Source organism: Pseudomonas sp. CCC4.1, assembly GCF_035019225.1.
GTDB classification, from domain to species: Bacteria; Pseudomonadota; Gammaproteobacteria; order Pseudomonadales; family Pseudomonadaceae; genus Aquipseudomonas; species Aquipseudomonas bubulae.
This window is the reverse complement of record NZ_JASJWL010000008.1, coordinates 47,640-61,057: the sequence shown is the minus strand read 5'-3', so window position 1 is coordinate 61,057 and position 13,418 is coordinate 47,640. Positions and strand designations below refer to the sequence as shown.

At 59.0% G+C, this 13,418-nt stretch carries 10 protein-coding genes; 7 read left to right on the top strand and 3 right to left on the bottom strand.

Annotated elements, in window-relative coordinates:
* Positions 1–27 precede the first annotated feature (27 nt).
* Complete coding sequence (locus QN377_RS05465; protein WP_322213280.1) at positions 28–1,470, bottom strand: mannose-1-phosphate guanylyltransferase/mannose-6-phosphate isomerase; 1,443 nt, start codon at positions 1,468–1,470, stop codon at positions 28–30.
* Between the two features lie 157 nt (positions 1,471–1,627).
* On the opposite strand from QN377_RS05465, the gene yegS reads away from it, so the two are divergent.
* From yegS to QN377_RS05450, 3 genes are all read left to right on the top strand, one after another.
* Positions 1,628–2,539 carry a lipid kinase YegS gene (yegS, locus tag QN377_RS05460; protein WP_095002219.1) on the top strand — a complete coding sequence of 304 codons (912 nt, stop codon included), beginning with the start codon at positions 1,628–1,630 and terminating at the stop codon, positions 2,537–2,539.
* A gap of 75 nt (positions 2,540–2,614) precedes the next feature.
* Positions 2,615–3,550, top strand: a complete 936-nt coding sequence (locus tag QN377_RS05455; RefSeq protein ID WP_095019373.1) for a chemotaxis protein CheV — start codon at positions 2,615–2,617, stop codon at positions 3,548–3,550.
* Positions 3,551–3,620: 70 nt separating this feature from the next.
* Positions 3,621–4,427 carry an MOSC domain-containing protein gene (locus tag QN377_RS05450; RefSeq protein ID WP_095002217.1) on the top strand — a complete coding sequence of 269 codons (807 nt, stop codon included), beginning with the start codon at positions 3,621–3,623 and terminating at the stop codon, positions 4,425–4,427.
* A 53-nt stretch (positions 4,428–4,480) separates the two neighbouring features.
* On the opposite strand, the gene QN377_RS05445 is transcribed toward QN377_RS05450, so the two are convergent.
* Positions 4,481–6,409, bottom strand: coding sequence for a transglycosylase SLT domain-containing protein (locus QN377_RS05445; protein ID WP_095019371.1), 1,929 nt, complete (start codon positions 6,407–6,409; stop codon positions 4,481–4,483).
* A 215-nt stretch (positions 6,410–6,624) separates the two neighbouring features.
* On the opposite strand from QN377_RS05445, the gene QN377_RS05440 reads away from it, so the two are divergent.
* Complete coding sequence (locus tag QN377_RS05440) at positions 6,625–8,541, top strand: ATP-binding cassette domain-containing protein (RefSeq protein ID WP_016780043.1); 1,917 nt, start codon at positions 6,625–6,627, stop codon at positions 8,539–8,541.
* A gap of 76 nt (positions 8,542–8,617) precedes the next feature.
* Here QN377_RS05440 and QN377_RS05435 read toward each other — a convergent pair whose 3' ends face one another.
* The gene (locus tag QN377_RS05435; RefSeq protein WP_016780044.1) at positions 8,618–9,058 is read right to left on the bottom strand and encodes a universal stress protein; all 441 of its coding nucleotides are present in this window, start codon (positions 9,056–9,058) and stop codon (positions 8,618–8,620) included.
* Positions 9,059–9,161: 103 nt separating this feature from the next.
* Here QN377_RS05435 and QN377_RS05430 point away from each other — a divergent pair, with 103 nt between their 5' ends.
* From QN377_RS05430 to fadA, 3 genes are all read left to right on the top strand, one after another.
* A complete protein-coding gene (locus tag QN377_RS05430) occupies positions 9,162–9,599 on the top strand; it encodes a hypothetical protein (RefSeq protein WP_088379313.1) in 438 nt (145 codons plus the stop codon).
* Between the two features lie 406 nt (positions 9,600–10,005).
* On the top strand, positions 10,006–12,153 hold the full coding sequence (gene fadB / locus QN377_RS05425) for a fatty acid oxidation complex subunit alpha FadB (protein WP_322213279.1): 2,148 nt from the start codon (positions 10,006–10,008) through the stop codon (positions 12,151–12,153).
* A 27-nt stretch (positions 12,154–12,180) separates the two neighbouring features.
* The gene (fadA, locus tag QN377_RS05420; RefSeq protein WP_095002214.1) at positions 12,181–13,356 is read left to right on the top strand and encodes an acetyl-CoA C-acyltransferase FadA; all 1,176 of its coding nucleotides are present in this window, start codon (positions 12,181–12,183) and stop codon (positions 13,354–13,356) included.
* The last annotated feature ends 62 nt before the right edge of the window (positions 13,357–13,418 follow it).

Genomic DNA, 13,418 nt, shown 5'->3' with positions numbered 1-13,418 from the left:
GCGAGCAAGCCCGCTCCCACAATGATCTCAGACAGGCGCGCGCCCATAGATATCAGTCAGGCGCACGATGTCGTCTTCGCCCACATACTCGCCGCTTTGCACTTCGATCATGACCAGATCAGCCTCCCCGGTGTTGCCCAGCCGGTGTGGGCTGCCGGGTTTGATAAAGGTGGACTCGTTGGTTTCGAGGGTGAAGTCCAGGCCATCATTGTTCACTTCGGCCCTGCCACTGACCACAATCCAGTGTTCGCTGCGCCGTTGGTGCACCTGCAGGGACAGCGCGGCTCCGGGCTTGACCACGATGCGTTTGATCTTGAACCCCGGACCTTCCTCCAGCACGGTGTAGGTGCCCCACGGGCGGGTGACAGTGCGGTGCAGGCGATAGGCGTCGTGGCCCTGGAGTCTGAGTGTTCGGGCGATGTGCCTGACGTCCTGGCTGCGTCGGGCGTCGGCCACGAGCAGAGCATCCGGCGTATCGATAATGATCAGGTCGTTTAGTCCGACCCCGCCCACCAACCGTTTCGGCGAGTCGATGTAGCAGTTGTGTACATCGTGCAGTACGTTTTCGCCAGTACACTGGTTGCCATTGGCGTCGGCCGGGGTCAGCTCGCGCACCGCCTGCCATGAGCCTATATCACTCCAGCCCAGCTGGCAGGGCACCACGGCAACTTTTTGCGAGCGCTCCATCACGGCGTAGTCTATGGAGATATCGGGCACCAGGGCGAAACTCTGGCTGTCCAGTTCGAGGTGGCGTTGTTGTTTGCCCTCAAACATCTGGCTGTGATCAAGGCAGTGGGTCACGGCATCCAGTACCAGAGGCGCATGGGTCCTGAATTCTTGCAGTACGCTGTCGGCGCGCATGCAGAACATGCCGCTGTTCCACAGATGCAGGCCGCCGTCGAGGTAGCCCTGGGCCGTTTTGGCGTCCGGTTTTTCAACAAACTGCGCCACTTCAAAGCCATCCTGGTTCAGCTTCTGGCCTTTTTCTATATAACCAAAGCCGATTTCGGCCCGGGTTGGCAGTATGCCAAAGGTCACCAGCCAGCCCTCGTCGGCCAGTTTGCGGGCGTTGTCGACGGCCCGGCCGAAGGCGGCAATATCGGTGATCAGATGGTCGGCGGGGAGCACCAGCAACTGCGTATCACCGCCGTAGCGCTGCGCAATCTGCAAGGCGGCTGCGGCAATCGCCGGGGCAGTATTGCGGCCAAATGGCTCGAGGATAAAGTCCAGCTCGATGTCGTCCATGTTCTGTGCGCGGTAATCATCAAGCGTGCGAAAAAACACCTCCCTGTTGGTTACGGTCAGCAACGGGCCAACGTCACGCAGGCCGGATGCGCGGGCAAAGGTCTTTTGCAGCAGGCTCTGACCATCGGGCAGGCACATAAAGGGCTTGGGCATGGCCTCGCGCGACACTGGCCATAGCCGGGTGCCAGCGCCACCGGCGGTGATGCAGGGAACCAGTGTGCTCATACAGAACGCCTCTAGAATCATTGGACAACTTACAGGGGTTGAAGTCTGACCGGTTCTGCGCTTTTGATCGAGCCGTGAAGGTTAAATCACGGGTGCATGGGCCTTTTCGGTCTGGCTGTTGTCCAAGCAATCAGACCGTTATGTCGAGGGATGGAATATGAGTGCAGGTAAGGCTTTTTTGATTTTGCACGGCAAGCAGGCGCTCAACGAGGACGTGCGCGCTGCCGTTGAGCAGCAGCGGGCGGCGGGGTGGGAACTGGCGGTGCGGTTGACCTGGGAGGCCGGGGATGCGCAGCGTCTGGTACGCGAGGCGCTGGAGGGTGGCTACACCCGGCTGATTGCCGGTGGCGGCGATGGCACTTTGCGTGATATTTGCGAGGCGATGGCACTGGCCGATACCGAGGCCAGTCTGGTGCTGTTGCCGTTGGGCACCGCCAATGACTTTGCCCGGGCGGCCGGTGTGTCTCTGGAGCCCGCTCAAGCCCTGGCCTTGCTCGATGTGCCAGCCTGTCCCATCGATCTGGGTGAAGTCGACGGCCAGTTGTTTTTGAACATGGCCACCGGTGGCTTTGGTAGCCAGGTCACCGCCAATACCTCCGAAGACCTGAAAAAGGTACTGGGCGGCGCGGCCTATCTGTTTACCGGGCTGTCGCGCTTTACTGAGCTGCACGCGGCCTATGCCGAGCTACAGGGGCCGGACTTTCACTGGCAAGGCGAGTTGCTGGCGCTGGGCATCGGCAACGGTCGTCAGGCCGGGGGCGGGCAAGTCCTGTGCCCTGAGGCGCTGGTCGATGATGGCTTGCTGGATATCAGCATTTTGCCAGCACCCACGGAAATCGTCGGTACGCTCAAGAGCCTGATGACCGAAGGCTGGGGGCTGGATAACCTGTTTGTCCGCGCGCGTTTGCCCTGGGTCGAGATCAAGGCCGCCGAAGGGCTGGCGATCAACCTCGATGGTGAGCCGCTTGCGGGCGATGCGATGCGCTTTGCCGTGCGCAAGGGCGCTTTGAAGGTCCACTTGCCCCAGGGGTCGCCTTTGCTGGGCCAGTCAGAATTGCGGGTTAGTTGATAGCTAAACGATATCAAGGTCCTGGGAATCCGGCCGATAAGGTCAGGCATCAAGTACCTACCCCAGGAGTTACTCATGGCCGGCATTCTCGACACGGTAGACCAGCGCACTCAACTGGTCGGTGAAAACCGACTGGAACTTCTCATGTTTCGTCTGGCCGGCAGGCAGTTGTTCGCGATCAACGTGTTCAAGGTGCAAGAAGTCCTGCAATTGCCAAAACTGACCTTGATGCCGCACCGCCATCCCCATGTGTGCGGCGTGGTCAACCTGCGCGGTAAAACCCTGCCGGTGATCGACCTGTCCCAGGCCATCGGCATGCGTGCGCTGGTGCCGGGCCCGGACAGCACCATTATCGTCACCGAGTACAACCGCTCGGTGCAGGCCTTCCTGGTGGGCGGGGTTGACCGTATCGTCAATATGAACTGGGAGGCCATCCTGCCTCCACCCGCCAGTGCCGGGCGCAGTCATTACCTGACGGCCATCAGTAAGGTCGAGGAGCAATTGGTCGAGATCATCGACGTGGAAAAAGTTCTTGCCGAAATCGTGCCGTACAACGCCAAAGTCTCGCGCGAGAAGCTTGCCGATCCGATCTTCGAGCAAGTGCGCGGGCGTGAAGTGCTGCTGGTCGACGATTCCAGTGTAGCGCTGGCGCAACTGCGTGAAACGCTTTCGCAACTGGGGGTCAAGATGCATATCGCCAGCGATGGTTTGAAGGCGCTGAACATGCTCAAGGGCTGGGCCGATACCGGGCAGGTAATGACCGACAAGTTGCTGATGATCTTCACCGATGCCGAAATGCCGGAAATGGACGGTTACCGGTTGACCACTGAAATCCGTAATGACCCGCGTTTGCGCGCGCTGTATGTGGTGTTGCATACCTCGTTGTCCGGCAGCTTTAACGAGTCGATGGTGAAAAAGGTCGGGTGCGACAATTTTCTGTCCAAATTCCAGCCGGACAAGCTGGTGGATGTCGTACGTCAGCGCCTGATACTGGACCAACAACCTGCATGAAGTCCCGCACCTTTGCATCAGTGATCGGCTCGTATACTGTGGCTTTTTTAACCCCGCAGGGAGCTGAGTCATGCTGCGTCTAAGCGCGCTTTATCGTTTTCCACTTAAATCCGGCAAGGGTGAAAGCTTGCCTCTGGCCACGCTGGACAAGCTGGGGCTGGTGGGCGATCGACGCTGGATGTTGGTGGATGAAGCCAGCGGGCGGTTTCTGACCCAGCGTGCCGACCCCAAAATGAGTCAGCTGTCTGCGCTGTGGAATGTCGCCGGTGGCTTGACCTTGAATGCCGAAGGGTTCGAGGCACTGGAGGTCGCAGTGCCGGATGCCGACACCGACCTGCGTGGCGTGACGATATGGCGCGACACCTTGCGTGTACCGGATGCAGGGGATGCTGCTGCTGACTGGCTAAGCCGCTTTGTAGAAAAGCCGGTGCGGCTGGTGCATGTACCACTGCAAAGGGCGCGCACCACGGAGTCGGGCTACGGCCGGGATGATGACCAGGTTGCGTTCGCCGATGGTTATCCGCTTTTGCTGATTGGCCAGGCATCGCTGGATGATATTTCGCACAAGATCGGCCGGCCGATGGACATGCTGCGCTTTCGCCCCAACCTGGTGATCGAAGGCAGCGAAGCCTTTGCCGAAGACGGCTGGAAGCGTATCCGCATCGGCGATGTCGAGTTCCGCGTGGTCAAGTCCTGCTCGCGCTGCATCCTCACTACTGTTGATCCGCATACAGGGGTGCGTGATGAACAGCGCGAACCGCTGGCGACCCTGATGACCTACCGCAAGCAGGAAAACGGCACCATGTTCGGTCAGAACCTGGTTAACGAGGGTAATGGCGTTCTGGAAGTCGGCATGCCGGTAACAATCCTGGAGTAGCCAAGCCCTGTAGCAGCTGCCTCGTTCCTTCGGCAGCTGCTACAGGCTACCTGTCACTGATCATCAAAATAGCGCTCATGCCAGTCCACTACAGGCTGTGGCGCATTGAGCTTTTGCCCGTAGATCACCGAATAAGACAACACGTTCTGCACGTACTGGCGGGTTTCGTCGAACGGGATGCTCTCGATCCACACGTCGAAGCCCAGGTGGTTGGCACCCTTGAGCCACTGGCGCACACGTCCCGGCCCGGCGTTGTAAGCCGCTGAAGCCAGCACCCGGTTGCCGTTGAACTGGCCATGCACCTGGCTCAGGTAAGCGGCACCCAGCTGGATGTTCTTGTCGGGGTTCAGCACTTGCTGCGGCGAGGCCAGCGGGATGCTGAATTTTCGTGCGGTCTCTTTGGCGGTGGCGGGCATCAACTGCATCAGGCCGCTGGCGCCAACGCCGGAGCGGGCGTCATCCATAAAGGCACTTTCCTGACGGGTGATGGCGAATACCCAGCTGGAGTGCAAGCCGCGGAGTTTGGCTTCGCGCACCAGAGTATCGCGGTGGGCCATCGGGAAGCGAATGTCCAGGTCATCCCAGTACTGGGCCTGGCTGATGGTGCGGATAGCCGGGAAATACCACTTGAGGTCGTAAGCCAGCTTGGCCTGGGCGACCATTTCGTCACGGCTGAACAGGCGACTGACGTAATACCACTCACGACGACCATCGACCACCTGGCCGCGGTCATGGAATTCAAGTGCGCGCTGCACGCCTGGCGTATTGCGCACTTTTTTGATCAGTTGCGGGCTGAGCACCAGCGGCCGGTTGTTGAGTTGATAAGGGGTTTGCGCCCGGTCAGCGGCCAGGAACCCGTAGAAATCACGTTCGTTGGCGACTTTTTTGAACAGGACCTGAGCTTGCGGGTTTTTGGGTTCGGCCAGTTCAAGGCTGCGGGCCTGCCAGTAGCGCCAGCGGCTGGTGGTTGCCAAGTCTTGTGGGAGTTTGCGGGTGAGCTGGTAGGCATCTTCCCAGCGGCCCAGACGCAGCAGCAGACGCAGGCGCCACTCGGTGACGGTATTGTCCCGCAGTTCGGGGTCGTACTGGGTCATGATGTCCAGGCCGCGGCTGTCGTAGCGGCGGGCGAACGTCAGGCCGATTTCCCGGGCGATGGCGACTTTTTCATCGCGGGAAAAATGCATGTTGGTGGCGTAGGTGTCGAGCAGGGACGCGGCTTTTTCCGGGTCCTGACGTGCCAGGCGGCGCAGGCCCAGGCCTACGGCGTCAGACATGGCCTCGCTGGCCGGGGCAAAACGTGACGGCTGGCTGAGCATGTCGGGTTTTTGCGCCACGTCAATCATCAGCCGGGCTTGTGGGCCAAGCGTATTGAGGCCGTTGGCGAGTTGCGTGGCCAGGGCGTAATTACGTGCTTCAGCGGCCAGTTTGACCCGCTGCCAGCGTTTTTGCTCGGTCAGCTGGCCTGCCGCGGCCCATTGGCTGAACAGGGCATCGCAGGCGGCCGGTTGCGCCTTGCCGACCATCCAGAGTTTTTCTGCGCTGGCATAACCCTCGGCCTTGCGGTTGTGTTGCAACTCATATTGGCCGTTGAGGCAGTCCAGCTCGGTGAAGTTGAGCTTGGGGTCGTAGTACTTTGCGAAAGTGGCCCAGTCGCCACGGTCTGCCAGCCAGCGCAGCCAGCGCAGTTTCATCCAGTTGGCTTGCGGCAGGTCGCCATGTGCGGCGAGAAACTGTTCGATTTCTGTGTTGCTTGCGGACTTCAGGCGTGCGGTCAACTCGTCATAGGCCAGATACGGCGTAAGCGGGTAGCTGCGCAAGGCTGCGGAATTTTGAAAGTAAGGGCCGGAATCGCCTTTGGCCAAGGCGCGCTTGGCCTGGTCGTAGAGCTGGCGTTGTTGGGTCAGGTCTGCGCCATGGGCGGCTTGCACGGCGCAGCTGGTGAGAAGCAGGCAGGATAAAAAGTTGAAGAGACGACTGCGCATGAGGCTTCCGTACTGATAAAAAACGTGACGAGCGCAGGCCGAACCTGCACTGATTATTTCGTAGCTTAGCCTTTTGCCAGCGACGCGTGAACGTCTTGGCGGCCAACCATAGCAACTTGGCACTAAATGAAGGCAAGACGGCACCGTACAAGAAATACCCGGCCGCCCGGGGGTTCAAATCAGGTAGAATGCGCGCCCAGTTTTTGGAGAAGCTCATGACCCTGCTCAAATTCAGCGATGTGTCCCTTGCTTTCGGCTCTATGCCGTTGTTGGACAAGGTGTCCTGGCAGATCGCCCGTGGAGAGCGGGTGTGCATCATCGGCCGCAACGGTACCGGCAAGTCCAGCATGATGAAGCTGGTTAAAGGTGATCAAAAACCCGATGACGGCTCTGTTTGGCGCGCGCCCGGCCTCAAGATTGGCGAATTGCCGCAAGAGTTGCCGGTTGCCGACGAGCGGACTGTATTCGACGTTGTGGCCGAAGGCCTGGACGGTGTTGGCGAGTTACTGGCCCAGTACCATCACTTGAGCCAGAACATCGTCACCGATGCTGACCTGGACAAGCTGATGCACGTCCAGCAAGACCTCGAAGCCCGTGATGGCTGGCGCTTGCAGCAATTGGTGGACAGCACCCTGAGCCGCCTGCAATTGCCCGCCGACAAAACCCTGGCCGAATTGTCCGGCGGCTGGCGTCGTCGCGTCCTGCTTGCACAGGCTCTGGTTTCCGAACCGGACCTGCTGCTGCTCGACGAACCGACCAACCACCTGGATATCGGCGCAATCGCGTGGCTGGAAGAGGCCCTCAAGGACTTCCAGGGCGCGGTTCTGTTTATTACCCATGACCGTTCATTCCTGCAGAACCTGGCCACCCGGATTCTGGAGCTGGACCGTGGCGGCCTGATCGACTGGAATGGCGACTACGCCAGTTTCCTGGTGCACAAGGAAGCTACCCTGGCCGCGGAAGAAACCGCCAATGCGCTGTTCGACAAGCGTCTGGCTCAGGAAGAAGTCTGGATCCGCCAGGGCATCAAGGCCCGCCGCACCCGTAACGAAGGCCGCGTGCGCGCCCTGAAAGAACTGCGCGTAGAGCGCAGCGAACGTCGCGAGCGTACCGGCAAGGCGAATATCCAGCTGGACACGGCAGACAAGTCCGGCAAGCAAGTGATGGTGCTGGAAAACGTCAGCTTTGCTCACCCGGGTGGTCCGTTCCTGCTCAAGGACTTCTCGATGGTGCTGCAGCGCGGCGACCGTATCGGTCTGCTGGGTGCCAACGGTACCGGTAAAACCACGCTGCTCAAGCTGATGCTGGGCGGTCTGGTGCCAACTGAAGGTACGGTTGAAGAGGGCACGCGTATCGACGTGGCTTACTTCGATCAGCTGCGCCATCAGCTGGATCTGGAAAAAACCGTGATCGACAACGTGGCCGAAGGCCGCGACTTTATCGATATCGACGGCCAGAGCCGTCACGTGCTCAGCTACCTGGGTGACTTCCTGTTCAGCCCTCAGCGTGCCCGCACGCCGGTCAAGGCGCTGTCGGGTGGTGAGCGTGCGCGTCTGTTGCTGGCCAAGCTGTTCAGCAAGCCGGCCAACCTGCTGGTGCTCGATGAGCCGACCAACGACCTCGACGTTGAAACCCTGGAGCTGCTTGAAGAGGTACTGCTGACCTTCAAGGGCACAGTGCTGATGGTCAGTCACGATCGGGCATTCCTCGATAACGTGGTGACCAGCACCCTGGTTTTCCAGGGCGAAGGCAAGGTTCGCGAGTACGTGGGCGGTTATCAGGACTGGCTGCGCCAGGGCGGTTCACCGCGCCTGCTGGGCGTGACCGAGAGCAAGTCGGGCAAAGCCGACCTCAACTCGGCCGTGGTCGAGGCTGCACCGGCACCTGTGGCCGCTCAGCCTGCTCCTGCGGCGAAAAAGAAACTCAGCTACAAGCTGCAGCGTGAGCTGGAAGCCCTGCCGGCCGATATCGACGCCAAGGAACAGGCCATTGCTGCGGTTGAAGCAGAAATGGCTGACGCTGGTTTCTATCAACTGCCTGCGGCCAAAACCGCGGAAGTGATTGCCAAGCTTGAAACATTGCAAGCCGAGCTTGAGCAGCTGGTCGAGCGCTGGGCCGAGCTGGATGCCTGATTGACCCCGTGCTGAACTGAAAAAGCCCGGCCCTTTTATAAGGGGCCGGGCTTTTTTGTGGTTGCTGCAGATAAACTCAGTCAGGTTTTTTCAGGCTGACCGCCAGCACGTCGCACGGTGCACCATGCAGTACGTCGTTGGCGGTCGAGCCCAGCAGCAGGGCGAGGCCGTGGCGGCCGTGGCTGCCAACCACGATCAGGTCGCAGTTTTGCGCTTTGGCCAGGGCATGGATTTCCTGGCGCGGCTGGCCGTAGTTCAGGTGGCAGTAGTCCTTGTGCAGCTGCGGGTATTTGGCGATCAGGCGTTCAAGGCGTTCCTTGGCCTGGTCGAACTGTTGCTGCTGCAATTGCGAGAGATCCATTGGCACATCGCCGCCGAACGCCATCGCCATCGGTTCGACGATATGGATCAGTGACAATTTGGCGCCGTTGGCCTTGGCGCTTTCACTGGCGCGGTTGATCACGGGGTCACATTCGTCGGTCAGGTCGACGGCGACCAGGATATGTTCGTAGGGCATGTGGGGTGCTCCTGTAGATGGCGATTAATTATGAGTATGGCCCTTTTCCAGAGCCTTGGTTCAAGTCTGGGTCATGCGTTTATCAAGCAGTGAGAGTACAGATATGACGGTATGGATAGTGGTGTCAATCCTGGCACTGGTTCTGAGTCCCCTGGCGTGGTTGCGCCCGTCCCGGGGGCAAAGTGGTCGGATGGACCTGCGCATGGAGGCGCGGCGCATGGGGTTGTCCATGCAGCTGGCGCCTCAGGAGTGGCCGCACTGGCTTGAGCCGCAACCGCCCGGTTCCTGCGCGCAGTACCACCGTCCGCGCCGCAGTACTAAACCTGATGTTTGGTGCTATTGGCAATCGGCACCGGGAAAATGGCTCAATCGCTGGCAGGAAGAATGCGAGGACGAGCGCCTGCTGGCGCAGTTTCGCAAGCTGCCAGCCAATGTCTACAAGGTTGAGGCCGATAAACAAATGATTGTGCTGGTCTGGGGCGAGAAGGGCGAGGCCCAGGTGCTCAAGGCCATTGACGAGGTGCTCAAGGCGCTGGCATGACCCTTGTGGGGGCGGGCTTGCCCGCGATGGAATCGGCAGGGTGTGGCAGACAAACCGCGGCGTCTGAATCCCGAGCAAGCCCGCTCCCACACTTTTCACCTGCAAGGCGCCGCAATGGTTTCGGGCGCTCATAGCGCAGGTGTCTAAACTGACTGCCGGGTCGTTTTGTCATCATTGTTTTGGACAATTGACAATCGATCGCTTTTCCGTGAAGGTGTCGACACCCAAATCAAACGGGCGTATGAATTGAGTGTTTGTCGTGTCAGACGATGCTTGTTCAATCCCGATTATCGCGTTGGCGGGTGTGCCTGGCGGATTGGCAACAGCATTGACGCAAAGGTCAGTGACAGCCAGACGCTAGCTTCTGACGTGTACTGTTCAGCTTCCATATCCTGGAGATCAGTTGATGATTTACGAAGGTAAAGCCATCACGGTTACGGCTCTTGAAAGTGGCATCGTCGAACTCAAGTTCGACCTCAAGGGTGAGTCCGTCAACAAGTTCAACCGTCTAACCCTGAACGAATTGCGTCAGGCAGTAGATGCGATCAAGGCAGATGCTTCGGTCAAGGGTGTCATCGTTTCCAGCGGTAAAGACGTGTTTATCGTCGGCGCCGACATCACCGAATTCGTTGAAAACTTCAAATTGCCGGATGCCGAGCTGATTGCCGGCAACCTGGAAGCCAACAGAATCTTCAGCGATTTCGAAGACCTCAACGTACCTACCGTCGCTGCCATCAATGGCATCGCGTTGGGCGGCGGTCTGGAAATGTGCCTGGCAGCCGACTTCCGGATCATGGCTGACAGCGCCAAGATCGGCCTGCCGGAAGTCAAGCTGGGTATCTACCCGGGCTTTGGCGGCACCGTGCGTCTGCCACGCCTGATCGGCGTTGATAACGCGGTTGAATGGATTGCCTCCGGCAAGGAAAACCGCGCAGAAGACGCTTTGAAAGTAGGTGCCGTTGATGCTGTGGTCACCGCTGACAAGCTGGGCGCAGCTGCCCTGGACCTGATCAAGCGCGCCATCAGTGGTGAGCTGGACTACAAGGCCAAGCGTCAGCCGAAGCTGGAAAAGCTCAAGCTCAACGCAATCGAACAAATGATGGCGTTCGAAACCGCCAAAGGTTTCGTGGCTGGCCAGGCCGGCCCGAACTACCCGGCCCCGGTTGAAGCGATCAAGACCATCCAGAAAGCCGCGAACTTCGGTCGTGACAAGGCGCTGGAAGTGGAAGCTGCAGGTTTTGCCAAACTGGCCAAGACCTCCGCTTCAAACTGTCTGATCGGCCTGTTCCTGAACGATCAGGAACTGAAGAAAAAAGCCAAGATCTACGACAAAATCGCCAAAGACGTGAAGCAGGCCGCCGTTCTGGGTGCAGGCATCATGGGTGGCGGTATTGCCTATCAGTCGGCCTCCAAAGGCACGCCGATCCTGATGAAGGACATCAACGAACACGGCATCGAGCAAGGGCTGGCTGAAGCCGCCAAGTTGCTGGTGGGTCGCGTTGATAAAGGTCGCATGACTCCGGCGAAAATGGCCGAAGTACTGAACGGTATTCGTCCTACTCTGTCCTACGGCGATTTCGGCAACGTCGACCTGGTGGTCGAAGCGGTAGTCGAGAACCCGAAGGTCAAGCAAGCGGTACTGGCGGAAGTGGAAAACCATGTTCGCGAAGACGCCATCCTGGCTTCCAACACTTCGACCATTTCCATCAGCCTGCTGGCCAAGGCCCTCAAGCGTCCGGAAAATTTCGTCGGCATGCACTTCTTCAACCCGGTGCACATGATGCCGCTGGTTGAAGTGATTCGTGGCGAGAAGTCCAGCGACCTGGCTGTTGCCACCACCGTTGCCTACGCCAAGAAAATGGGCAAGAACCCGATCGTGGTCAACGACTGCCCGGGCTTTTTGGTCAACCGCGTATTGTTCCCGTACTTCGGCGGTTTTGCCCGTCTGGTCAGTGCCGGTGTCGACTTTGTGCGCATCGACAAAGTAATGGAAAAATTCGGCTGGCCAATGGGCCCGGCGTACCTGATGGACGTGGTCGGCATCGACACCGGCCACCACGGTCGCGACGTGATGGCTGAAGGCTTCCCGGATCGCATGAAAGACGACCGCCGCTCGGCGATCGACGCTCTGTACGAGGCCAAGCGCCTGGGTCAGAAAAACGGCAAAGGCTTCTATGCCTACGAGGCTGACAAAAAGGGCAAGCAGAAGAAAGTCGTTGATTCCAGCGTACTTGAAGTGCTCAAGCCAATTGTTTACGAGCAGCGCGACGTGACCGACGAGGACATCATCAACTGGATGATGATTCCGTTGTGTCTGGAAACCGTACGCTGCCTGGAAGACGGCATCGTTGAAACCGCAGCCGAGGCCGATATGGGTCTGGTCTACGGTATTGGCTTCCCGCTGTTCCGTGGCGGCGCACTGCGCTACATCGATTCGATCGGTGTTGCAGAGTTCGTGGCCCTGGCCGATCAGTACGCTGAACTGGGCGCGCTGTACCACCCGACTGCGAAGCTGCGTGAGATGGCCAAGAACGGCCAGAGCTTCTTCGGTTAAGCGCCCCATTAGAGTGAGAGTGAAATTATGAGCTTGAATCCTAGAGACGTGGTGATTGTAGACTTCGGTCGCACCCCGATGGGCCGCTCCAAGGGTGGCATGCACCGCAACACCCGTGCTGAAGACATGTCTGCGCACTTGATCAGCAAAGTGCTGGAGCGCAACAACAAGGTTGACCCGAGCGAAGTGGAAGACGTGATCTGGGGCTGTGTGAACCAGACCCTGGAGCAGGGCTGGAACATCGCGCGCATGGCGTCGCTGATGACCCAGATCCCGCACACCAGCGCTGCACAGACCGTAAGCCGCCTGTGCGGCTCGTCCATGAGTGCCCTGCACACGGCTGCGCAAGCGATCATGACCGGCAACGGTGACGTTTTCGTGGTTGGCGGCGTCGAGCATATGGGCCACGTGAGCATGATGCACGGCGTTGACCCTAACCCGCACATGTCGCTGTACGCGGCGAAAGCCTCGGGCATGATGGGTTTGACCGCTGAAATGCTGGGCAAGATGCACGGCATCACCCGCGAACAGCAGGACGCATTTGCAGTGCGCTCGCACCAGTTGGCGCACAAGGCGACGATTGAAGGCAAGTTCAAAGACGAAATCATCCCGATGCAGGGATATGACGAAAACGGCTTCCTGAAGATTTTCGACTACGATGAAACTATTCGTCCAGATACCACCCTGGAAAGCCTGGCGGCGTTGAAACCTGCTTTCAACCCTAAAGGCGGTACAGTGACTGCGGGCACGTCGTCGCAGATCACCGATGGTGCTTCGTGCATGATCGTGATGTCGGCTCAGCGTGCAAAAGACCTGGGCCTGGAGCCTTTGGCCGTTATCCGCTCCATGGCCGTTGCCGGTGTGGATCCTGCGATCATGGGCTATGGTCCAGTACCGGCTACGCAAAAAGCGTTGAAGCGTGCGGGCTTGAATATGGCTGATATCGACTTCATCGAGCTTAACGAAGCTTTCGCTGCACAGGCCCTGCCAGTGCTGAAAGATTTGAAAGTGCTCGACAAGATGAATGAGAAGGTTAACCTGCACGGCGGTGCCATCGCTCTGGGTCACCCGTTTGGATGTTCGGGCGCTCGTATCTCTGGCACTTTGCTCAATGTAATGAAGCAAAATGGCGGCACCTTCGGGTTGTCCACCATGTGCATTGGTCTTGGCCAGGGCATTTCCACCGTCTTCGAACGCGTCTAAGCGTTGCGATGATGGAAGCCGGGGCCTTGTGCCCCGGTTTTTGTTTTTAAGCGTTTTTATTT